Source organism: Pseudomonas sp. TKO26, assembly GCF_003225665.1.
GTDB lineage: Bacteria > Pseudomonadota > Gammaproteobacteria > Pseudomonadales > Pseudomonadaceae > Aquipseudomonas > Aquipseudomonas saponiphila.
In genome coordinates this window covers 111,854-134,623 of the sequence record NZ_QKLN01000016.1, presented here as the reverse complement: position 1 = coordinate 134,623, position 22,770 = coordinate 111,854, and the positions used below count along the sequence as shown (strand labels likewise).

At 64.5% G+C, this 22,770-nt stretch carries 19 protein-coding genes, 1 tRNA gene and 1 pseudogene; 9 read left to right on the top strand and 12 right to left on the bottom strand.

All coding sequences use genetic code 11. From position 1 onward, the window contains the following. From DNK59_RS32550 to DNK59_RS21285, 3 genes are all read right to left on the bottom strand, one after another. A partial coding sequence (locus DNK59_RS32550; protein WP_371920311.1) for a hypothetical protein occupies positions 1-93 on the bottom strand: 93 nt, incomplete at its 3' end. Between the two features lie 330 nt (positions 94-423). After that, on the bottom strand, positions 424-876 hold the full coding sequence (locus DNK59_RS21290; RefSeq protein WP_110724508.1) for a hypothetical protein: 453 nt from the start codon (positions 874-876) through the stop codon (positions 424-426). A 96-nt stretch (positions 877-972) separates the two neighbouring features. Then, the gene (locus DNK59_RS21285) at positions 973-2,193 is read right to left on the bottom strand and encodes an MFS transporter (protein WP_110724507.1); all 1,221 of its coding nucleotides are present in this window, start codon (positions 2,191-2,193) and stop codon (positions 973-975) included. Between the two features lie 119 nt (positions 2,194-2,312). On the opposite strand from DNK59_RS21285, the gene DNK59_RS21280 reads away from it, so the two are divergent. Beyond that, entirely contained in the window at positions 2,313-3,221 is a 909-nt protein-coding gene (locus DNK59_RS21280) for a LysR family transcriptional regulator (protein WP_110724506.1), read from the top strand. 12 nt (positions 3,222-3,233) lie between these two features. Here DNK59_RS21280 and DNK59_RS21275 read toward each other — a convergent pair. Both DNK59_RS21275 and DNK59_RS21270 read right to left on the bottom strand, forming a co-directional pair. Then, positions 3,234-3,308: transfer RNA gene (locus DNK59_RS21275), tRNA-Gln, on the bottom strand. A gap of 165 nt (positions 3,309-3,473) precedes the next feature. After that, positions 3,474-4,169 carry a hypothetical protein gene (locus DNK59_RS21270; RefSeq protein WP_256596530.1) on the bottom strand — a complete coding sequence of 232 codons (696 nt, stop codon included), beginning with the start codon at positions 4,167-4,169 and terminating at the stop codon, positions 3,474-3,476. Positions 4,170-4,397: 228 nt separating this feature from the next. Between DNK59_RS21270 and DNK59_RS21265 the strand changes: the two genes are divergently transcribed. The 5 genes from DNK59_RS21265 (at position 4,398) to DNK59_RS21245 (ending at position 12,223) form a co-directional block, all read left to right on the top strand. Further along, a complete protein-coding gene (locus DNK59_RS21265; RefSeq protein ID WP_110724504.1) occupies positions 4,398-5,993 on the top strand; it encodes an FAD-binding oxidoreductase in 1,596 nt (531 codons plus the stop codon). 3 nt (positions 5,994-5,996) lie between these two features. Beyond that, positions 5,997-7,589 (top strand): glycerol-3-phosphate dehydrogenase/oxidase, encoded by a 1,593-nt coding sequence (locus DNK59_RS21260; protein WP_110724503.1) that lies wholly within the window; start codon positions 5,997-5,999, stop codon positions 7,587-7,589. A gap of 21 nt (positions 7,590-7,610) precedes the next feature. Then, positions 7,611-9,185 carry an FGGY-family carbohydrate kinase gene (locus DNK59_RS21255; protein ID WP_110724502.1) on the top strand — a complete coding sequence of 525 codons (1,575 nt, stop codon included), beginning with the start codon at positions 7,611-7,613 and terminating at the stop codon, positions 9,183-9,185. A 128-nt stretch (positions 9,186-9,313) separates the two neighbouring features. After that, a complete protein-coding gene (locus tag DNK59_RS21250; protein ID WP_092315087.1) occupies positions 9,314-9,817 on the top strand; it encodes a hypothetical protein in 504 nt (167 codons plus the stop codon). Positions 9,818-10,096: 279 nt separating this feature from the next. Beyond that, positions 10,097-12,223, top strand: a complete 2,127-nt coding sequence (locus DNK59_RS21245; protein WP_110724501.1) for a TonB-dependent receptor domain-containing protein — start codon at positions 10,097-10,099, stop codon at positions 12,221-12,223. A 42-nt stretch (positions 12,224-12,265) separates the two neighbouring features. Here the strand turns inward: DNK59_RS21245 and DNK59_RS21240 are convergent, their stop codons facing one another. Then, a complete protein-coding gene (locus DNK59_RS21240; RefSeq protein ID WP_110724500.1) occupies positions 12,266-12,763 on the bottom strand; it encodes a hypothetical protein in 498 nt (165 codons plus the stop codon). Between the two features lie 218 nt (positions 12,764-12,981). On the opposite strand from DNK59_RS21240, the pseudogene DNK59_RS32545 reads away from it, so the two are divergent. Together DNK59_RS32545 and DNK59_RS32540 are read left to right on the top strand one after the other, a co-directional pair. Further along, positions 12,982-13,755: pseudogene (locus tag DNK59_RS32545) on the top strand (PAS domain-containing protein); the annotation flags it as partial. Next, positions 13,753-14,295: a methyl-accepting chemotaxis protein gene (locus DNK59_RS32540; RefSeq protein ID WP_371826212.1), complete on the top strand. Its 543-nt coding sequence runs from the start codon at positions 13,753-13,755 to the stop codon at positions 14,293-14,295. The pseudogene DNK59_RS32545 and the gene DNK59_RS32540, both read left to right, overlap by 3 nt. 62 nt (positions 14,296-14,357) lie before the next feature. On the opposite strand, the gene DNK59_RS21230 is transcribed toward DNK59_RS32540, so the two are convergent. The 3 genes from DNK59_RS21230 to DNK59_RS21220 form a co-directional block, all read right to left on the bottom strand. Next, positions 14,358-16,070 carry an amidase gene (locus tag DNK59_RS21230; protein ID WP_110724498.1) on the bottom strand — a complete coding sequence of 571 codons (1,713 nt, stop codon included), beginning with the start codon at positions 16,068-16,070 and terminating at the stop codon, positions 14,358-14,360. 147 nt (positions 16,071-16,217) lie between these two features. Then, on the bottom strand, positions 16,218-16,664 hold the full coding sequence (locus DNK59_RS21225; RefSeq protein WP_110724497.1) for a hypothetical protein: 447 nt from the start codon (positions 16,662-16,664) through the stop codon (positions 16,218-16,220). Positions 16,665-16,684: 20 nt separating this feature from the next. After that, a complete protein-coding gene (locus DNK59_RS21220) occupies positions 16,685-17,533 on the bottom strand; it encodes a suppressor of fused domain protein (protein WP_110724496.1) in 849 nt (282 codons plus the stop codon). Positions 17,534-17,721: 188 nt separating this feature from the next. Between DNK59_RS21220 and DNK59_RS21215 the strand changes: the two genes are divergently transcribed. Next, complete coding sequence (locus tag DNK59_RS21215; protein WP_110724495.1) at positions 17,722-18,087, top strand: hypothetical protein; 366 nt, start codon at positions 17,722-17,724, stop codon at positions 18,085-18,087. Positions 18,088-18,211: 124 nt separating this feature from the next. On the opposite strand, the gene DNK59_RS21210 is transcribed toward DNK59_RS21215, so the two are convergent. The 3 genes from DNK59_RS21210 to DNK59_RS21200 form a co-directional block, all read right to left on the bottom strand. Beyond that, entirely contained in the window at positions 18,212-20,431 is a 2,220-nt protein-coding gene (locus DNK59_RS21210) for an OsmC domain/YcaO domain-containing protein (protein ID WP_110724494.1), read from the bottom strand. Between the two features lie 359 nt (positions 20,432-20,790). Beyond that, entirely contained in the window at positions 20,791-21,789 is a 999-nt protein-coding gene (locus DNK59_RS21205) for an NADP-dependent oxidoreductase (protein WP_110724493.1), read from the bottom strand. 64 nt (positions 21,790-21,853) lie between these two features. Then, positions 21,854-22,723 carry an alpha/beta fold hydrolase gene (locus DNK59_RS21200; protein ID WP_110724492.1) on the bottom strand — a complete coding sequence of 290 codons (870 nt, stop codon included), beginning with the start codon at positions 22,721-22,723 and terminating at the stop codon, positions 21,854-21,856. Positions 22,724-22,770 lie beyond the last annotated feature (47 nt).

Sequence of the window (22,770 nt, the reverse complement as noted above, 5' to 3'; positions counted from 1 at the left end):
GGCTTCGGTGCCCTTGAACGCAAGCACCTGGAAGTCGTGCTGGATGCCTTGGATGTCCAGGCTGAAGTGGGTCTGGTCGGCCGGGCTGAACATGGGTCGCTCCTTGACGTGTTGCGGCTGATTCCATTAGCCGAGGCGCCGCTGATCAACGAGAAGATTGTCGATCAGCGGCGGACAGCTGAAAAACAGCGGACAACTTAACAAGGAGCGGGCGGCCACCGTCATCGGACTTATCTGAACGTTTTGGCGAAAAGATACTGCCGTCCGCTGATTCAAATCGGCGGGCTGCCCCGGTCCCGCCTCAACGCCGGTCGCTAGTCAATGGCCGTCCCCGGCGTGGTCATCTGTTGCTCAAGGCCAGGGGACCATGCGAGTAACAACATCGGGGCAGCGCCGGGCATGGCCCTGCCTTGGCCGGCCCGTTCAAACCGTGGCGATCATGCAGCCCAGGGCCCCGGACTCCTGATAGATCACCCGTCCCTTGTGGGTGTTGGCGAAATCCCGCAGGCCGCGTTTGGCCACGTCGCTGTAACCCAGGGCGACGGCCCAGCGCGCAGCCACCGGGTCGGTGTACTGGGTCAGCTTGTCGATGTCTTTCTGGGTTTCGGCCAAGAGTTTGTTGCCGGCATTGGTGGCGCTTTCGACTTTGAGCTCGATCGCGTAGTTCTCCACGTTATGCTGCGCCAGTACGTCCAGGCGCAAGGCCTGGTTGGGCGCCGGATAGGGCACCTCGCGGGCGGCGGCCACATGGACCGAGCGCAGCAGGATCAGGAACTCCACCTGAAACCACACTTCCCAGGCCGCGCCGGTGCTGATGGCGGCCTCGATGCGCGCGTGGTCGTTGAGGATCAGGTGGCTGAGATCGGTATTTTTCATGGCGCGTTGCTCTTTGTAGGGGAGGGTACAAAGGGGAACGAACCTTCTGGGGCGATGTGAACGGTAGGTGAAGGCCCGGTTGGTCGGGCGGGATCCTCAGGGCATGGCGTCTGCCCGGGTTTCGCTCTCCGCGGGCCGGTGCAGCCTGGCCGCGCCCAGCCAGTAGAACAGCCCGCCGGCGACAATGAACGCCCCCAGCATGTAGAAGATCCACTGCGCCGGCTGGCTCGCCAGGACCATGCCGCAGAGGATCGGGCCCAGGGCGCCGCCGAGGCTGGAGAGGTTCTGCGCGCCGTAGTACAGGCCTCGCAGGTGCTCGGGGGCGATCAGGTCGATAAACATGTATTCGGCGGGAAACACGATGATTTCCCCCAGGGTGAACACCACCATCGACAGCACCCACAGTGGCAGGCTGGTGGACAGGGCGAAGCCGGCGACCCCCAGCAGGAACAGGCTCAGGCCCGCCGCCAGCCACTGCTTCAGGTGGTTGGGGGTAATCCTGCGGCCAATGGCGTATTGCAGGGCAATGACCAGCAACGCATTGGTCGCCACCAGGGTGCTGATGGTGCTGTAGGCGACTTGCGCGGACTCGGTAACCACCAGGTACTGCGACAGATAGGCCGAGAACTGGCCGAAGACCACCGCGCTGAGCAAGCCGCCGAGGGTGAAGCAGATCAGCCGGTAATCCCGCAGCAGTTGGCGACCCAGCGCGAGAAAGGACAGGGGCTGATGGGGGCTGGCGCCAGACTGGAGTTGCCTGTCGCCCTGTGTCAGGTACAGGGCAAAGAATCCCGCTGCCAGGACGCTCGACGTTACAAAGGGCAGGCTGATGCCTTGCTGGGCCAGCCAGGCGCCGAGCAACGGGCCAACGGCATAACCGATGTTGGTCAGGGTGTACTTGATCGAGAACACTGCACTGCGTTCGGTCACCGCCAGTTGCTGGGCAACACCGGCCTTGACCGCGATATCGAATACCGCATAGGCGAGGTTGATCGACACCAGGCACAGGTAGAGCAGCCACAGGGCGGGGGCGGCAAAGGCGCCGATAAAGCCCAGGCTGAAGACGGCGACGCAGGCCAGGATCAGCCGGTAGCTGGCGATCCGATCCACCAGGTAACCGCCGTAGAGGCTCAACAACGAGCCGACGATCAGGCTGCTGCCGATCACCAGGCCGATGTCGGCGACGCTCAGGGCGTAGCGGGTGGACAGGTAGATCACCAGATAGGGCAGGGTGATGGCCCGCGCCAGGGTCAGGATCAGCGAACCCGACAGCAACAGCTTGATGGTGCCCGGGTAGTTGTTCAGGGTGCGCAGCATCCATGCCTCTTCAAAGGGTGCAAGTTGAGTCGGGGCTTGAGCTTACTGAGGAATTGGCTTCTGTTTTATGATGATTTTTCTTGAGTGAATGGAAACTGATTCATGAATAAGGACGTTGCATGTTTGCTTCCGAACGCCTGAAGGGCATCGATGTTTTTGTCTGTGTGGCCGACTCCGGCAGCTTCAAGGCTGCTGCCGAGCGTCTGAACCTGACGCCGTCCGCCGTCAGCAAGGCCATTGCCCGCCTGGAAAGCCGCCTGCAGGCCCGGCTGTTGCAACGCACCACCCGCAGCCTGGCGCTGACCGATGCGGGGCAGGCCTTCTATCGCACCTGCACCGGGGTACTGGCCGACCTGCAAGAGGCCGAGTGGGCGTTGCAGGCGGAAAACACCGAGCTGCGGGGCAAGGTGCGCATCGATCTGCCGGGGGCCTTTGGCCGCACTCAAGTGCTGGAGCTGATCTTGCGCTTTGCCCGGGAACACCCCTTGCTGCAACCCCACGTGACCTTTGCCGATGCCTTTGTCGATCCCCTTGAGGCCGGTGTCGATATTGCCGTGCGGCTCGGCGGGCCCGCGCAGTGGCCCGCCGCGTTGGGGCATCGTCAGCTGGGCCATGAGCGCCATCTGTTCTGTGCCTCGCCGGCGTACCTGCAGCATCAGGGCACGCCCTTGACCGATGCCGATCTGCTGCGGCATCGCTGCATCGCCTATGGCTGGGTGGATGGACGGGTCAACCCCTGGACTTTTCCCGGCAGCCGGCCAGGGGAGATCGAGCGTCGGGTGGTGCCGGCCGCTTGCGTGGTGGGGGATGGCCAGGGGTTGTTGATGGCGGTGATGGCGGGCTACGGGATCGCCCAGTTGCCGTCGTGGCTGGTCAAGCGTCAGCTGGATGAGGGCAGCCTGGTGCAGGTGCTGCCTCAGTGTGCAACCCAGGGGCAGGCCATCCATCTGCTATGGCTGAAGAATCGTCAGGTATTGCCCAAGGTCAGCGCCTTGCTGGAGCTGTTGGCAGAACACTTGATGGGATAGACAGAAAGAAAATGGCAGGGGCGGCTGGATTCGAACCAACGCATGGCAGGATCAAAACCTGCTGCCTTACCGCTTGGCGACGCCCCTGTAGTACTGCGACGTTACTTGCTTTGACTGCCGGCCCGGGGAGGGCCGCTGCAAGAACGGGCGCAAATTTACCAACTAATACGCGCCCTGGGAAGCCCCCAGTGCAAAAAAATCAGTTTGAAAAACAGTTGCTTAGTGTTTTTCCCGATTTTTCCCCGCCAGGCTTCAACGCTCCAGATAGGCATCCTGTGAATCACTCAGTGGCCGGGCCTTGGCCAGCGCCTGGCGAATGCTCCGCAGCTCGGGGCCCTCGAGCACGCGCCGGCCCAGGTCATAGTCGTTGCCGCCCGGGCTCAGGTACACCGAGAGCAGCCCCACCCACTGCTGCTCACCCACTTCAAGCAGCATTTGCATATGGCCTTCGTGACCGTCGCCAGCCACCAGGTAGGTCAGCCCCTGGACCTGGGCGCGAGCGCACCAGCGCGGCGCGTCCCAGTTCAGGCGGGTATTGCCGTGTTCGTCGCCGATCCTGACCAGTTGCCAGGCCGCCGGGTCGAGCGGCTGTGCCTGCAGGAATGCCAGCAACGGCGTGCAGGACAGCACCTGGAAGCGGTAGCGCTGCTGCCCCTGGTGGATATCCAGCAAGGGGGCAGGGGGCATGGGCGCCGCCCCGTCGATCCTGACCCGCAATAGGTGGCTTTGAGCGATTTCCGATGGCTGTTCGCTCCAGCCATTGAGGTCGGAAACCGGCGGGCACCAGATCAGTTGCAGGGTTTCGCCGGGCTGGATGTGGTCCAGGCGTTCGAAGTAGGCCGAGGCTGTTTGCCCCACTTTGGGCAGCAACTGATCAAGGCTCAGGCTCGGGGCTGCATAGTCGATACCCAGGTCCGGGGACCAGAACAGGGGGGCAAGGGTTCGCATGGGCGCTGGCATGGCTGGGCTCTGTGGATCGACAGCGCGGATTCTTCGCGGTGGGGCGAGAAATGTCACGTGGTATTGGTGGCGTAGCGCAACGACACAGACGCCTGTGGCCAGGCATGACTCAATCGGCTACATCCCCTGGCGCGATGCGCCCGTGACAGCTGCCAGCCGCGCACTAGTATAGGGAGCCTGACGCAAGACCAATAAGAACAGCACAAGGACACACGTATGCGACGCTGGAACGGCTGGGGGGATGCATCCACGGTGGTCGAATTGCCGGCCCAGGGCGCGGGGTTTCTCGCCGAGCGCCTGGGGCCGGGGCGTCGCTTACCGGAGGCGACCCTGGAACAGGCGCTGGCCAAGGTGCCGCTCTCTCGCCTGGCTGCCCACCCGCTGTACTGCATTGATCCCCAGGAACGCCTGCTGCATGCCCGCGGTCAGAGCCTGCCGGACTGGCTGGCGCTGCGCGAAGGCGAGCTGGGGGTCTACCCCGATGCCGTGGCCTTCCCGGAAACCGCCGAGCAGATCCGTCAGTTGCTGGCCCTGGCCGAGGATCGCGACCTGTGCCTGATTCCCTATGGCGGCGGCACTTCGGTGGCCGGGCATATCAATCCGCCCTGGTCCGAGCGGCCGGTGCTGACCGTATCCCTGGCGCGCATGAGCCGCCTGCTGGAGCTGGACGAAGACAGCCTGCTGGCGACCTTCGGCCCCGGTGCCAGCGGCCCGCAGGTGGAAAGCCAACTGCGCGCCCGGGGCTACACCCTGGGGCATTTCCCTCAGTCCTGGGAACTGTCGACCCTGGGTGGCTGGGTCGCCAGTCGTTCCAGCGGCCAGCAGTCGCTGCGCTACGGGCGCATCGAGCAGCTGTTCGCCGGTGGCACCCTGGAAACCTTTGCCGGGCCGATGCCCATCGCCAGCTTTCCGGCGTCCGCCGCCGGGCCGGATATGCGCGAGGTGGTGCTGGGCAGTGAAGGGCGCTTCGGGATCATTTCCGAGGTCAAGGTACGGGTCAGCCGCCTGCCCGATGACGAGCGTTTCTATGGGGTGTTCCTGCCCGACTGGTCCCAGGCTCTGCAGGCGGTGCGGGCCCTGGCCCAGGCCCGGGTGCCGTTGTCGATGCTGCGCCTGTCCAACGCCCTGGAGACTGAAACCCAACTGGCCCTGGCCGGCCACCCGAGGCAAATCGCCTGGCTGGAAAAATACCTGGCCCTGCGCGGCGCCGGGGTGGGCAAGTGCCTGCTGACCTTCGGCGTGACCGGCAAGCGCCAACAGAATGCTCTGTCCCTGCGCCATGCCCGCCAGCACCTCAAGGCCTTCGGCGGGGTGTTCACCGGCACCTTGCTGGGCAAGAAATGGGCGCAGAACCGCTTTCGCTTTCCCTACCTGCGGGAAAGCCTGTGGAACGCCGGCTACCTGGTGGACACCCTGGAAACCGCCACCGACTGGAGCCATGTCGACCACCTGCTGCAGCGCATCGAGGGCAGCCTGCGCGATGGCCTGGCCGCCGAGGGCGAGCAGGTGCATGTGTTCACCCACCTGTCCCATGTCTATGGCCAAGGGTCGAGCATCTACACCACCTACGTGTTCCGCCCGGACGCCCAGTACCCGGCGACCCTGGCCCGCTGGCAGGCGCTCAAGCACGCTGCCAGCCAGACCATCGTCAATCACCACGGCACCATCAGCCACCAGCACGGCGTGGGCAAGGACCACGCGCCGTACCTGCTGCGGGAAAAGGGCCCGCTGGCCATTGATGCGCTGCAGGCCCTGAGTCGCCACTTCGACCCGGCCGGGCGCCTCAATCCCGGCACATTGCTGGAGCAGTGAGCCATGAACCAGGACTGGAATGCCCAGTGGCGCCAGCAGGCGCTGCCCGGGTTGGCGACGCAACCCTGGGACCTGATCGTGATCGGCGGCGGCATCAGCGGCGCCGGGATTCTGCGCGAGGCGGCGCGGCGCGGCTGGCGCTGCCTGCTGCTGGAGCAGCGGGACTTTGCCTGGGGCACTTCCAGCCGTTCTTCGAAGATGGTCCATGGCGGTTTGCGCTATATCGCCAAGGGCCAGTGGCGCCTGACCCGGGATTCGGTGCGCGAGCGCCAGCGGCTGTTGCAGGAGGCTCCGGGGCTGGTGGAGCCGATGAGTTTCCTGATGCCCCATTACCGCGGCCAGTTTCCCGGGCCCAAGCTGTTTGGCGGCTTGCTGAGCCTGTATGACGCCATTGCCGGGCGACGCAATCATCGCTTTCACGACGCCCGGCAACTGCAGTACCTGGCCCCCGGGGTCAAGGAACCGGGGTTGCTCGGTGGCACCAGCTTTCTCGATGCCCTGACCGACGATGCGCGATTGGTGATGCGGGTGCTGGCCGAGGCCCGGGCCGACGGCGCCGTGGCCATCAATGGCCTGCGGGTGACCCGCCTGCTGCGGGAGAACGGGCGAGTGTGCGGGGTGGCGATCGAAGACAGTGAAACAGGCGCCGTGCACACCCTGGACTGCGCGGTCCTGGCGGTGGCCACCGGGGCCTGGGCCGAGCGCCTGCGCCCGGCCAGCAGCCGTCGGCAGTTGCGGCCGTTGCGCGGCAGTCACCTGCTGCTGCCGGGCTGGCGCCTGCCGGTGGCCCAGGCTTTGAGCTTCATGCATGGCGAGGATCGGCGGCCGGTGTTCGTCTTCCCCTGGGAAGGCGCCACCGTGGTGGGCACCACCGACCTCGATCACCGCGACGACCTGGACCAGAGCGCCAGCATCAGCCAGGAAGAGCTGCGCTATCTGCTGGCCGCCTGCGCCCAGCAGTTTCCCCAGGCTCAGATCGGTCCCGGGGACGTGCTGTCGACCTGGGCCGGGGTGCGCCCGGTGGTGGCGGGTAGCGAAGGGCAGCAGGGCAAGCCGTCCAATGCCACCCGTGAACACGTGCTGTGGCAGGAGCCCGGCTGCGTGACCCTGGCTGGCGGCAAGCTCACCACCTTCCGCCCCCAGGCCATCGAAGTGCTGCAAGCCTGCGGGGCGATGCTCGGGCGTGAAGTGCTGGATGACGGCGCCCCGGTGTTGGCGCCCGTGGCCGCGCTGGACATCCCCGGCCTGAGTCGCGCCCAGACACGACGCCTGGCCGGCCGCTACGGCCGCGACCTGCCGCGCCTGGCGCAACAGGTGGCGAGCCTGGGCGGTGACTGCATCGGTGCCAGCGACACCCTGTGGGCCGAGCTGGCGCTGGCCGCCGAGACGGAGTTGGTCCTGCACCTGGACGACCTGCTGCTGCGTCGGACCCGTATCGGCCTGCTGCTGGCCGAGGGCGCGGCCCAGTACCTGCCGGCCATCCGCCGCCTGTGCCAGCCTCTACTGGGCTGGGACGACGCCCGTTGGCAGGCCGAAGAACAGCGCTACCGGCTGCTCTGGCAGCGCCAGCACAGCCTGCCGTCCACCACCGATTGACGCCCTGACCCAGAGAGCCCCATGGACAACCACAACAACAAGAAACAGGACTACCTGCTGGCCATCGACAACGGCACCCAGAGCGTGCGCGCACTGCTGTTCGACCTTGAGGGAAACCTGGTGGGCAAGGGCAAGATCGAGCTTGAGGCCTATTACTCGAAGCAGCCCGGCTGGGCCGAACAGGACCCGGACTATTACTGGGCCAAGCTTGGCCAAGCCTGCCAACTGCTCTGGCAGCAGACCGGCATCGACCGCTCGCGGATCCGGGGTGTGTCCCTGACCACCCAGCGCGGCACCCTGATCAATGTCGATGCCCAGGGCCGCGCCCTGCGTCCGGCGATTCTCTGGCTCGACCAGCGCCAGGCCGCCGTCGAGGGCCGCATCAAGGGGCCCTGGGGCTGGTTGTTCAAATTGATCGGCGCCGAGGCCACGGTGGACTATTTCCGCGCGCAGGCCGAAGCCAACTGGGTGGCCCAGCAGCAGCCCGAAATCTGGGCCGCTACCGACAAGTTCCTGCTGCTCTCGGGCTTTCTCACCCATCGCCTGACCGGCAACTTCGTCGACTCGGTGGGCTGCTGCGTGGGCTACTTGCCCTTTGACTACAAGCGCCTGCGCTGGGCCGCCCCCAGCGACTGGAAATGGCAGGCCCTGGCGGTGCGCCAGGAGCAACTGCCAACCCTGCTCAAGCCCGGTGAAACCCTGGGCCGGATCAGCGCCGAGGCCAGCCGCCACACCGGCATACCGGAGGGGCTGGCGCTGATCGCCGCCGGTGCCGACAAGGCCTGTGAGGTGCTCGGCTCGGGCGTCCAGGACTCGACCACCGCCTGCCTGTCCTATGGCACCACGGCCACCATCACCACCACCCGTTCGCGCTACCTGGAAGTGGTGCCGCTGATCCCGCCGTACCCGGCGGCGGTGCCGGATCACTACAACTGCGAGGTGATGATCTTTCGCGGCTACTGGATGGTCAGCTGGTTCAAGCAGCAGTTCGGCCTGCGAGAAGTGCAGCAGGCGGCGGAGCAGGGGCTGGAGCCGGAACAGCTGTTCGACGCCCTGGTCCAGGCGGTGCCGCCCGGATCCATGGGCCTGACCCTGCAACCCTACTGGTCGCCGGGCATCCGCGAGCCGGGCATGGAGGCCAAGGGCGCGATGATCGGCTTTGGCGACGTGCACACCCGGGCGCATATCTACCGGGCGATCCTCGAAGGCCTGGCCTATGCCTTGCGCCAGGGTATGGAGCGCATGGAGCAACGCTCCAAGCTGAAGATCACCCGCCTGCGGGTGGCCGGAGGCGGCTCCCAGAGCGACGCGGCCATGCAACTGACCGCGGACATCTTCGGCCTGCCGGTGGAGCGCCCCCATGTCTATGAAGCCTCGGGCCTGGGGGCGGTGATTGCCTGTGCGGTGGGCCTGGGGTTGTACCCGGACTTCCCCACGGCGATCAGCGCCATGACCCGGGTCGGCGCGGTGTTCGAGCCGCAACCGCAGGCGCAGCAGATGTACCAGCGGCTGTACCGCGAGGTCTACCTGCGCATGTACCGCCAGCTCAAGCCGCTGTACCAGAGCATTCGTCAGATCACCGGCTACCCGGCCTGAGGGCACGGCGGGCGCCGGCCAGCAGGGGCAAGGGTTCCCGGTCGAAAAAACACTCCCGCACGGTACGGCTCAACTATCGTCATCCAGGTGGACGGAACCCTATGACAACCTGAACCGGTGAGCCGAACATGAACCGCCAGGACGCGCTGAACATCCTCTGGAAGCGACTGTTCATCATCTTTGTGCTGCTGTTGGCGGCATCCCTGGTTGCGGTCGCCATGGCCGACGGCTACACCATTCCCTCGGTAGTGTTCATCGTTGGCAATATCGGCGGCTACGTAGGCTTTCACCGGCAACTGTCGCACCTCAGCGAGGAGGAGGTCGTCAGCCTGTGCCGCTCCTGGTTCAACGTGCTGCTGCCGTCGTTCATCGGCGGCATCCTCGCGGGCTTGCTGTACATCCTGTTTATCTCCGGCGTGGTGCAAGGCGAACTGTTTCCGCAGATCGTCAGTGACAAGAGCTGCAGGTATCCGGACAACAGCTTCTATGTGATTTTCTGCCAGCACGCCGACGGCTATGCCGCCTACGGCAAGTTGCTGTTCTGGTCCTTTGTCGCGGGGTTCAACCAGAATTACGTGGTCGATCTGATCGAGAACATCAAGGGCAGCAAAAAGGCCCAGGGTGAGGCGTGAGTGAAGAGGCGGTGAGCTAAGACCGTCCGGCCAAAGGACCGGCGACGTTCTTTGCGTTCATTGAAACGTACTCAGCCCAGCCCTGCCTTGGTGGTGCGCTTTGCGACGGGGGCCAAACACCGTTAGGGCTGCCTGCTGCATCCAGTTCTTCTGCCAGTGAAAGTGTGCTTGCCGACATCTCGCTTCCTGGCGAAAAAAAGCCCGGTTTCCCTGTGTTCTCCTGGTTCTTTCCTGCGTCGCAACTTGCATTGCCCCTTTCTGCCGGTCGGAGTTTTCTTGATGTCTTCCCCAAAATCCTTGCCCACGGTCCTGCTGGGCCTGGCCCTTGCCTGCCCGGCGCTTGCCGAAACCCGCGCCGTGGAGCTGGCGCCGGCGCAGGTGCTGGGGCAGGAGCCGACAGGCGAGGGGCAGGGGATGGAAGAGGCCGAGGCACGGCTGGCCCAGGTGCCGGGCGGGAGCAATCTGGTGGATATGCGCCAGCCGCTGCAGGGCCGGGTGGCCAGCAACCAGGATGTGCTGGCTTATCAGCCCGGGGTTTACGCCCAGTCGGCGGGCAACGAGGGGGTGAAGATCTCGATCCGTGGTTCGGGCCTCAACCGCGCGCCGGGCGCCCATGCCTCGGGGCTGTACACGATGCTCGACGGTCTGCCGCTGACCGGCCCCGGCGGTACGCCCTATGAATTGCTGGAGCCGTTGTGGGTCGACCATGTAGAGGTGCTGCGCGGCGCCAATGGTTTCGACCGTGGGGCCCTGGCCCTGGGCGGCGCCATCGACTACATCAGCCACACCGGCTACGACGCGCCGCTGTTGCAGGTGCGCTACGCCACCGGCAGCCACGGTTATCAGCAGCGTCAGGTCAGCTCCGGGCAGGTGCTGGGAGATTTCGACTACTACCTCTCGCTGACCGACGCCAACGCCGACGGTTACCAGGACCACACCCGCAGCCAGAGCCGCGGGGTGATCGGCAACTTCGGCTACCGCTTCAACCCGAACCTGGAAACCCGCTTCTACCTGCGCTACCGCGAAACCGACAACGATCTGGCCGGGCGCGTGACCAAGCGCTCCATCGAACATGACCCGCGGGCGGCCAATCCGGCCTATGTCAGTCGCGACGACCGGCGCAAGCAACCGGGCAGCACCTTTGTCGGCAACAAGACCACCTACTACATCGACGATGATTCAAGCATCCAGACCGGCCTGGTCTACCACGACTACCCGATGGACCTGCGCGAAGGCCCCAACCGCCTGAAGGTGGCCTACAGCGACGTCAGCGGCACCCTGGACTACAAGCGCCGCGACAGACTCTGGGGCATGGAAAGCCGCAGCACCCTGGGCCTGCGGGTAACCAAGCACCTGCCCAATGACGGCGCCAGCGAGTTTGTGCGAATTCCCACGGGCAACACCAAGACCTATGCGCCGGGCACGCGGATGCGCAATTTCACCTACCAGGGCTCGGACACCGTGCTGCATGTGGGCAATGACCTGGAGATCGCCGACGACCTGTGGCTGACCACGGGGCTTGCGGCCATCTACACCCGTCGCGAAAGTGCGGTGACCTACCCCGAGGGCGGCGGCAAGACCAGCCTTGGCGACTGGGACTACGCGCCGCGCCTGGGCCTGCGCTACCAGTTGACGCCGGATGTGCAACTGTTCGGCAACCTCAGTCGTTCGGTGGAAGCCCCACACCCCTGGTCGCTGATCTACAGCTCGAACCTGCGTTTCCCGGAAACCAGCGGCGTCGCTTACGGCGCCCAGCGCGATCCGATCAAACTGCGCAACCAGACCGCCACCACCCTGGAACTGGGCGGCCGTGGCGACAGTGGCCTGGGGCAATGGAGCCTGGCCTGGTACTACGCCCAGGTGCGCCACGAACTGCTCTCGGTACTGCCCGATCCCAGCGCCACCACGCCCTATGAACTCAACGCCAGCCCCACGGTGCACCAGGGCGTGGAAGCCAGCCTGCACAGCGAGCTGTGGTCGCGCCCGGGCGTGGGCCGCTTGAGCCTGCGTCAGGCCTACAGCTTCAGCGATTTCCACTACCGCGACGACGCGCGCTTTGGCGACAACCGCCTGCCGGGCCTGCCCATGCACTACTACCAGGGCGAGCTGCGCTACGACTGGCCCCTGGGCTTCTTCGCCGCGGTCAATACCCAACTGGTGTCGAAGGTGGCGGTGGACTACGCCAACAGCTACTACGCCGATCCTTACGCACTGTTCGGCGCCACCCTGGGCTACAACGCGCCGAAGAACGACTGGCAGACCTGGGTCGATCTGCGCAACCTCACCGACAAGCGCTACGCCGCCACGGTCACCCCGGGCTACGACGACAAGGGGCTGGACGCGGCGCGCTCGACGCCAGGGGAAGGGTTGGGGGTGTACCTGGGGGTGTCCTGGAGCTTGCGCTGAAGCGCTGGCTCGTCAGTCCGCACGATCGCTGCGGGCCCGGGCTCAATTGCGGAAATACAACTCGTCCAGCTGCCGTCGGCGGATCACCAGGTACTCGTTCCAGACCTTGGGGAAGTCTGCGTCCCGGGTGAAGGGAAAGGTCAGGTACACGGTGCGACCGATCACACTGATGTACTCCCGCATGCGCTTGTACGCCGGTTGCTCCAGTAGCGAAATGTACTCGTCATAGGCGTGGTGGTAATGGCTGATCGTGACCCGGTGGGGCGCGATCATGCCGCGGGAAAAGTCGATCACCCAGCCGTGACTCATGCCGTTGCCCAGGTACCCGTAGACCCCGTCCTCAGAGAGGCTGATGGCGTTTCGCGCCTGCTCGCCATCCTCATCGTTGACCAGCACGATCTGGGTTTCGAAATAGCGGATGGCCTGTTGCTCGGGGCCGCGCAGGTGCAGGTTCCAACTGATGGCGCCCATGCGAAATTCACCTTGTTCGGCAAATTCGGCAATCCAGCCGTTGGCGAGGGTAATGCGGTGTGTGGTCATGGTGAGTGGTCCGGCTCGGGCGGTGCGTGGGGGAAGGGCGCTAGTGGCGTGGCGCAGGGATGGTAACCACCAGGCTGGGGGCATGACTTTATATCAGGGGAGAAAATGGAGCGCTGCAAACAATGCTTCTATAGTGTTTTTGCAGCATAAAAAAAGCTGAAAACAAACCCCCAACGGTTGCCGATAGCAAAGAGTCTCTCCTTTAGCAGGATGCGCCCATGTTCAATAATCGGTTGAAAATGCAGTTGCAGTCTCTTCAGTCGGAGCTTTCAGTGGCTCGACAGTTGCTCAACGGAATTGAGACCTGCCTTGTGCGCGCGGTCCTTGACGCCAACTACAACGTTATAGATGCCAATGAAGGCTTTCTGAACATGTTGGGGTGTGACGCCAACCAAGTGCTGAACAAACCGCTCGACAATTTCATTCCGACGTATGTGCGACAGATGGATTGTTATCGTCGTTTGCTCGACAGCGTGAACAACCATGACGCGGTTATCGACACTTACCGTTTTCAGCGTCCCGATGGCGGACTGTCGTGGTTCCGTGGCCTCTGGCAGCCGATTGTCAATCAACAGGGGCAATTGGAAAGTATCCATGCCTTTGGTTCGAACATCACCGAGACCGTTGACACTTCGGCGGAGAATTCGGCGTTTATTCAAGCGCTGCTGCGCTCCACGGCGGTGATCGAGTTCGATCTTCAAGGCCATGTCCTGCAAGCAAACGAGCAGTTTCTGCGCTCAATGGGCTATCAACTTTCGCAAATCAAAGGCAAGCACCACAGCATGTTCTGCGACCCCGCCGATGCTGCGTCCAGTCATTACAAGGAGTTCTGGGCGACCCTCAATCGCGGTGAATTCGTGGCTGACCGTTTCAAGCGAGTCGATGCCCATGGTCGAGTCGTCTGGCTGGAAGCGACCTACAACCCGGTGCACAACGCACAGGGCGTTCTTTACAAGGTGGTCAAGTTCGCCACGGTCATTACCGATCAAGTGGCTCGCGAACAGCAGGTGAACGAGGCGGCGACCATCGCGTTCGAGATCTCCCAACAAACCGACATCAGCGCCCGTCGAGGCGCCGACGTGGTGCAGAACACCGTGCAAACGATGCGCATGATCTCGGATGAAATGCAGGCGGCATCCGCCGGGATTGAAGCGTTGGGCAAGCAATCGCTGTTGATCAGCTCGATTGTCCAGACCATTGGCGGCATCGCCCAACAGACCAACTTGCTCGCGCTCAACGCAGCAATCGAGGCGGCGCGGGCCGGTGAGCAGGGTCGAGGGTTTGCCGTGGTCGCCGATGAAGTGAGGCAGTTGGCCGGGCGCACCAGCGCCGCTACCGAAGAAATCGTCAGCGTTGTACAGCAGAACCAGAGTCTGGCGGATGCAGCCGTAAGCGGCATGGCCAACAGTCGCGGGCAGGCTGAAGAAGGCCTGGCACTTGCCAACGAGGCCGGCTCGGTGATTCTCGAAATCCAGGAGGGTGCGCGCCAGGTTGTGGGGGCCGTGGGGCGTTTCGCCAATCAGCTGAAATAGCCTGCGTTGCGTCAGGCTGGTAAAGATCCGGGGCGCCTCATGGGTGCCCCGGGCCTTTGCGCTTAGCGAGCGGGTGACAAGGCCGGTGTGCGTGGAGGAATCAGCCGTTTGCTGCCGGTGGACTCAAAGGCCGACGCCAGGCGCAGCAAGCTTGAATCGTCATAGGCACGGCCGGCGAAGGTCAGCCCCACCGGCATGCCGATATCCGCCATCACCCCCATGGGCACGGTCACCGTGGGCACGCCCAGGTGACGGATCGCCAGGTTGCCGTTGGCTACCCACACGCCGTTGCTCCAGGCAATGTCCGCCGATTCGGGATTGATGTCGGCGTCCGCCGGGCCAACGTCGGCCACGGTGGGGAACAGCACCGCGTCCAGCCCCAGGCGATCCATCCACTCTTCCAGGTCGATGCGCCGGGTCTGTTCCAGGCCGCGCAGGCCGTCGGCCAGGGAGGCGATCTGGTCCCAGCTCTTGAGCCCGCGCTTGGCCATGGTCACGTACTGGTCCATGCCGGCGGCCAGGTCGTCTTCGCGGTTGGGCAGGGTGCCCGGGTCATGGGGGAATATTTGCGGCCCGTCGACATCCGCCAGGCGGTTGAGCTTGGGATCGTCGTTGGCCCGCAGGAAGTCGTCGAAGGCCCAGCCCGAGAGTTCCCACAACTCGTCATGGAGGAATTCCTTGCTCACCAGGCCGCGGTTGTACACCGTCGGCGCGCCGGGGCGGTCGCCCTCGCAGTTGGACACCAGCGGGAAGTCCACTTCCAGCACCTCGGCGCCCGCGGCTTCCAGGGCTCGGCGCGCCTGCTCCCAGAGGCTGATCACCGAGGGCCGGGTGTGGATGCGCTGGCCGGTAGGGCCGCCGATACCGGGCTTGTCGCTGGTGCCGGCTGCGGGGTCGGCGTTGATGTACATGCGCGGCACGCCAAAACGCTTGCCCTTGAGCGCCGTGGCGTCGGCCGCCAGTTGCGGGTAGGACGCCGGGCGCACCGAGGTCACGCTGGGGATCGGCACCCAGGGTTGCAAACGCCACAGATCGCCGCGGGTGTCCGGGTCCTCGGCCACCACCACGTCCAGCACTTGCAGCAGGTCGGCCATGGTCCGGGCGAAGGGCACCACCACGTCCATGGTCGGGGTCAGCGGCCAGTTGCCGCGCACCGAGATCACCCCGCGCGAGGGTGTGTAGGCGCACAGGCCGTTGTTGGAGGCCGGGCCACGACCGCTGGACCAGGTTTCCTCGGCCAGGCCGAAGGCGGCGAAGCTGGCGGCGGTGGCGGTGCCGGCGCCATTGGACGAGCCCGAGGCGAAGGGCGCGGTCAGGTAAGCGGCGTTATAGGGGCTTTCCGCGCGGCCATACACGCCGCGCTGCATGCCGCCGTTGGCCATGGGCGGCATGTTGGTCTTGCCCAGGCAGATGGCCCCGGCAGCCCGCAGGCGCTCGATGGTGAAGGCATCCCGGTAGGCCACCAGCTCGGCAAAGGCCGGGCTACCCGAGGCGGCGGTCAGGCCCTTGACCAGGTAGCTGTCCTTGGCGGTGTAGGGAATGCCGTCCAGCGGGCCCAGGGTCTGGCCCTTGGCGCGACGCTCATCGGACGCGGCGGCTTCCTTCAGTGCCTCGGGGTTGCGCACCACCACGGCGTTGAGGGCGGTGGCGGTGTTCGGGCCGTCATAGGCCTCGATCCGCGCCAGATAGGCCTGGACCAGTTCCACGGCGGTGGTCCGGCCTGATTCCAGGGCGGCGCGCAGGTCGGCAATGGAAACTTCGGTGACTTCGATCATGCTGCTACCGCCGTTGGCTGGTGGGTGATGAGATGCAGTAGGCGCAAGGGCGCGCGGGTGTTCGGGTAATGGCTGTGCATGGTGATTCTCGTGGTACGGCTTGGCACGACAAGGGGTGGCATGGAAAGCAGGGGGCCTTTTTAGCATTTAGCGCGGGGCAGAGGAATCGTTGAACTCGCCGAGGTAAACAAGCGTTGCGGTGTTTTCGGGCTTGCGCTGGTTGGGGCCGGGGGTGTCCGATTGCCGGTCGCCATGGATCGAGTCACTGCCGATGAGGATGTAGTGGCTGTAGCCGGGGGCGATACGCGTGCGCAGTTGCTGTTTTCCGGTGTCGCTGCGGACCAGTGATTCCAGGTATTGCGGGCCGTCTTCACGGTCGATCAGCTCGACGAAGTCGCTGTCCATGTAGTAGCCCAGCTCCTGCTTGAGGCGCCAGCTGGGGTTGCGTGCTTCCCAGGCGCTGAATTCGGCGGCGCAGGCATCCGCCGCAGGTTCCGGTTCCCACTGTTCGAAGGTGAACAGTTCGGCCTCGGCTTGGTTTGGGAAGCGTGCGGCGAACAGATGAAAGGCAAAGTAGTCATCGGCGGTATGCATCGGTGCAAAGGCTCCCGGGCTCAGATCACGCTGGCGCGCTGCAGGTGGCTGACATGGCCCAGGCCGGCGGCGTTCAGCCGCGCCGCCAGGTCTTCCCGGGCCTGGGCGCCGCCGTTGCGCACGTAGTCCAGCTCCGAGGCGGTGATCAGCACCACCGGCACCAGGGTCACCGGCGACAGCGGCATATCGTCCAGGCGGGTCGGGAAGTCCGCGGCCGGGCCGCCGATCAGCACCCCGGCGCAGTCGTCGGCGCTGACAAAGTGCGCCGGCAACTGCTCGCTCATGGCCCGCGACTGGCTGACCCCGGGCAGTTCCAGGGACAGCACGCCGTAGCGCTCCAGGCGCGAGCGATAACCGCCGGCATCGGCCACGGTGCCGGCCACGCAGCGCAGCAGTTCGAAGGTCCAGCTGTCGACAAAGGGCGCAACGTCGCCAACCGCGCCCTGGGCGTGCGTTGGGATGTCCGGGGTTTCGATGAACAGCTCCATCTCGAAACCGTTGCCCAGGTCGTCGCCTTGCACACCGTCGAACGGATCGGACAGACCCTCGGTGGCGAGGATGATGCGTTCGTTGCGGCGCACGATACGGTAGGCCTGGCGGGTGGAAGGCCAGTGCGGGCCGCCCGTGAAGCTGGGGCTGATGGCAAAGCCCAGGACGTCGGCTTCGCAGCTGCCGACCGCTTGCCAGTGGCGGTCGAGGCAAGCGGCGCCGGCCTCCATCAGGGCAATGCTGGCCAGCTGCGCTTCGGTTGGCTGGTATTGGCTGCAGGGCTGCTCTGCAGCACCAGGCTCACTGCTGGCCAGGCTGGGCTCGGCCTTTTGTGGCGTCGACTTTTTAAAGGCGTTGAGCAGCTTTTCCAGGAAGTTCATCGAGCGATCCTTGCGGGGGCCGTGCGCTGCATGCGGTGCAGGGCACACGGGTAGAAAACAGGGGCGCGCATTGTGACGGTTTTGCCGTGCCCTTGAAAACCGACGGATGCGCGTTGCGTGATGCCTTGCCTTGTCGATAGCGCTGCCCGAGAATCCGCCCCGGTCCGCTAGCAAGGAAAGTGATCTGCATGACTTACCCGAAAAAGCTCAGCCCGGAGTTTTCCGGAGCCCTGAGAACCTTCAGTTTCTGGGTCGCCAACGGCACCCTCGGCTACCCGCTGCTGGAAGGCGTCGACTATCGCAGTTGCCTGAGCGAAGAGCCGAGCATGCTGGAGATGGCCTACGCGATCTTTGCCAATGTGCTGGAGCTGGACGAGGAGGGGGTACCGGTGAATGCCAAGTACGCCGAGTACCGCGCGGCGCAGTACATCCGCCAGTATTGCGATCCGCATTACAGCGCAGTGCCGGCGTTCGAGGAGTGGGAGCAGGAGCTGTATGGCCCGCCGGAAAGAGAGGACCGCAAGCCCTGGCCACCCGGGGTGCACCAGGCCTGACGAGTCACTGTAGGAGCGAGCTTGCTCGCGATGGTCGTCAACGAAAACGCCGCGTTCACTGGAGGAACGCGGCGTCTTGAGGGCTTCGCGAGCAAGCTCGCTCCTACAGGTACGGGGCGCGGTGTCAGCGGTTGGCTGCGGCCCACTTGGCCCGCGCCGCGTGCAGCTTCTTGTAGCTGTCGATCAGGCGCAGGTGACGGTCCAGGCCTTCGAGCTGCAGGTTGGTCGGGGTCAGGCCGTAAAAGCGCACGCTGCCATCCACCGAGCCGATCACCGCGTCCATCCGTTCGTTGCCGAACATGCGCCGCAGGTTGGCTTCGTAGTCGCCCAGCTCCAGTTCGTCGTCCAGCTGCACTTCCAGCACTGCGTTCAGGGCCTGGTAGAACAGCCCGCGCTCGACGGTGTTGTCGTTGTATTGCAGGAACATCTCCACCAGCTCCTTGGCCGGGTCGAATTGCCCCAGAGCCACGTGCAGCAGCAGCTTGAGTTCGAGGATGGTCAACTGGCCCCAGGCGGTGTTGTCGTCGAACTCGATGCCGATCAGGGTGGTGATGTCGGTGTAGTCGTCCAGCTCGCTTTCTTCCAGGCGCTCCAGCAGTGAGCGCAGGCCGTCTTCGTCCAGGCTGTGCAGGTTGAGGATGTCCTCGCGGAAGAACAGCGCCTTGTTGGTGTTGTCCCAGATCAGGTCGTCCACCGGGTAGATTTCCGAGTAGTCCGGCACCAGGATGCGGCAGGCGGTGGCCCCCAGGTGCTGGTACACCGCCATGTAGACTTCCTTGCCCAGGCCTTCGAGGATGCCGAACAGGGTCGCGGCTTCTTCGGCGCTGGCTTGTTCCCTTTCGCTGAAGCCGCTCTGGCTGGTGAAGTCCCACTCGACGAACTCAAAATCCGCCTTGGCGCTGAAGAAGCGCCACGACACCACGCCGCTGGAGTCGATGAAGTGCTCGACGAAGTTGTTCGGCTCCATCAGCGCCTGGCTTTCAAAGGTCGGCTGCGGCAGGTCGTTCAAGCCTTCGAAGCTGCGGCCCTGGAGCAGTTCGGTGAGGCTGCGCTCCAGCGCCACTTCGAAGCTCGGGTGCGCGCCGAAGGACGCAAACACGCCGCCGGTGCGCGGGTTCATCAGGGTCACGCACATCACCGGGAATTCACCGCCCAGGGAGGCATCCTTGACCAGCACCGGGAAGCCTTGCTCTTCCAGGCCCTGGATGCCGGCCAGAATGCCGGGGTACTTGGCCAGCACTTCCTGGGGGACGTCCGGCAGGGCCAGCTCGCCTTCGAGGATCTGGCGCTTGACCGCCCGCTCGAAGATTTCCGACAGGCACTGCACCTGGGCTTCGGCCAGGGTGTTGCCGGCGCTCATGCCGTTGCTGAGGAACAGGTTCTCGATCAGGTTGGAGGGGAAGTACACCACCTCGCCGTCGGACTGGCGCACATAGGGCAGGCAGCAGATGCCGCGCTCGATATTGCCCGAGTTGGTGTCGTACAGGTGGGAGCCGCGCAGTTCGCCATCGGGGTTGTAGATGGCCAGGCAGTGCGCGTCGAGGATCTCCTTGGGCAGCTCGTCCTTGCGCCCCGGCTGGAACCAGCGCTCGTCGGGGTAATGCACGAACTCGGCGTTGGCGATGTCCTCGCCCCAGAACTGATCGTTATAGAAGAAGTTGCAGTTCAGGCGCTCGATGAACTCGCCCAGGGCCGAGGCCAGGGCGCTTTCCTTGGTCGCGCCCTTGCCGTTGGTGAAGCACATCGGCGACTGCGCATCGCGGATATGCAGCGACCAGACGTTGGGCACGATGTTGCGCCACGAAGCGATTTCGATCTTCATCCCCAGGCCCGCGAGAATGCCGGACATGTTGGCGATGGTCTGCTCCAGGGGCAGGTCCTTGCCGGCAATGTAGGTGCTCTGGGTCGCGCTCGATGGCGGCATCAGCAGCGCCTGGGCGTCGGCGTCGAGGTTGTCCACTTCCTCGATGATGAATTCGGGGCCGGTCTGCACCACCTTCTTCACGGTGCAGCGGTCGATGGAACGCAGGATGCCCTGGCGGTCCTTGTCGGAGATGTCCGCCGGCAGTTCGACCTGGATCTTGAAGATCTGGTTGTAGCGGTTTTCCGGATCGACAATGTTGTTCTGCGACAGACGAATGTTATCGGTGGGGATGTTGCGGGTCTGGCAGTACAGCTTGACGAAGTACGCCGCGCACAGCGCCGAGGACGCCAGGAAATAGTCGAACGGACCGGGCGCCGAGCCGTCGCCCTTGTAGCGGATCGGTTGGTCGGCCACCACCGTGAAGTCGTCGAACTTGGCTTCAAGTCGAAGGTTGTCGAGAAAATTGACCTTGATTTCCATGGGGGCACCGGCATCGCGAAGCAAAAAATGGCGGGCATTATCCGGGATTTTGCGCCGCCGTGGGGCGGTTTTTGGGCCGACGCGCGGGCACGGGCGCCGAGCGGTGGCTGCGACTCGTCTCTTCACCGGGGTGGCGTGGTGCCTTTTATCAAGGTGATGCGTTGATGAGCGCCTTGTTCAGCCACATCGGTGTGCTTCGCCTTATGGCTCCAGCATCAAGCGCCGCCAGAGGATCTGCGGCGGCGCCACAGCATCCTCCGGCGCTGGCGATGCAGGCTTGTCCGGCGCCTGTGCTGGCGTTGTCTCGCCTGGCTCTGGGGCTGTCGTCGATTCAGTCGGGTCATCGGTAGGCGCTGTGGTCATTTGATCCTGATCACCACCTTGCCCTTGGCTCGTCCCTGCTCGACGTACTGCAGGGCCTCTGCCGTCGATTCAAGGCTGAAGCTGCGGTCAAGCACCGGCTGGATGATGCCGGCCTCGATCAGCGCGGTGATCTGTTGCAGTTGGGCGCCATCGGCCCGCATGAACACGAAGCTGTAGCTGACGTCGCGTTGGCGCGCCTTGCGCCGAATGCCGTAGCTCAGCAGGCGCATGACCTGCTGCAACGGCCAGGCCAGCCCTTGTTCCCGGGCGAACTGCAGCGTCGGCGGACCGGAGATGGAAATCAGCCGGCCACCGGGCTTGAGCACCTGGAGTGATTTCTTCAGCACGTCGCCGCCGAGGCTGTTGAGCACCACGTCGTAGCCGTGCAGGACATCTTCGAAGTGCTGCTGCGTGTAGTCGATCACTTGATCGGCGCCCAACGCTTTGACCCATTGGACATTCGCCGTGCTGGTGGTGGTCGCGACAAAGGCGCCAAGGTGCTTGGCCAGCTGGATGGCAAGGGTGCCGACGCCGCCTGAACCGGCATGGATCAGCACTTTCTGGCCCTTTTTCAGTTGCGCGGCTTCCACCAGCACTTGCCAGGCAGTCAGGGCCACCAGGGGGATGGACGCGGCTTGCGCCATGTCGAGATTGACCGGCTTGAAGGCCACTGCGTCCTGATGCACGGCGATCCACTGGGCAAAGGTGCCGATCCGCGCTTGCGGCGGGCGGGCATAGACGGCATCGCCGGGCTTGAAGCGCCGCACTTGCGGACCGACCTCGACCACGACCCCTGCCAGGTCATTGCCCAATGTCAGCGGCAATTTATAAGGCAGGATCAGCTTGAATTCGCCCTGGCGGATTTTTGAATCCAGCAGGTTGACGCTGCTGGCGTGAACCTCGATCAGCACATCGTGGGGCCCCACCTTGGGCGTGGGGACTTCGCTCAGGCGTCCGCTGCTCTTGCCATAGCGATCAATCGAAAATGCCTTCATGGATGTGCGGCTCTGTTGGGTTGGTGTCAGTAGGGGGGGCTGCTGCGGTTGTGGCCAGCTGCCGTCAGTCATCAAGGAAGGTCAATGCCCGGGCCACGAAGTCGGCGTGGTACTGGAAAATGCTGCCGTGGCCAGCGTCCTCATACAGCACAAGCTGCGCTTGGGGGATGCGTTCGCCCAGGGCCCGCGAGTTGCCGCTGGGCACCATGAGATCGTTGTCGCCGTTGACCACCAGCGTCGGCGTCTGCAGGTGTTCGAGATCGTCTGGCGTCTGTTTTCCCCAGGCCGTGATGGCCTGCAACTGCCGCAGGAAAGCCGCTGGCGTCGGGCGCTTGTCGCGATTTTTTCTGCGTGCTTTCAGGCGCTGCAGATACTCCGAGGCGGCTCGACGACCATTGGCAGTCGAGGTGAAGAATAGGTAGACCTTGGGATCGCGCAAGGTCAGCAAGCCTTTGAGCATCAAGGGCCAGGTCACCGAACCGACCCTGTCGATACCGCTGCCGCCGGCCGGCCCGGTGCCGGTGAGAATCAAGCGGCGCACCAACTGGGGGGCCTTGAGGGCAATGCCCTGAGCGACGAAACCGCCAAGTGAAAAGCCCAGTACATCGACGCGCTTGAACCCCAGGGCCTGTATCAGCTCGATGGCGTCTTGCGCCATTTCGCCGACCGTCAATGGCGCGGTTCCACCCGAGCCGCCGATGCCGCGATAGTCGGTGGCGATGACCCGCCGGGTCTGTGCCAGCCCATCGATGATCGCCGGGTCGAAGTTGTCCAGCACCGCGCCCCAATGGTTGAACAGCACCAGCGGCACGCCGCCGGTGGGGCCGGTATCGCGGTAGGCGAAGGGAATGCCCCTGACCGTGATCGATTGGTTCGCCGCGTTGATGAACGAGGTCTGTACAGCCGGGGCGAGAGTTGTCTGTGTTGGATTCATTGCTACTCCGAACAGCGGATCGGATTCGTCGCAGTACCTGCCGTGAA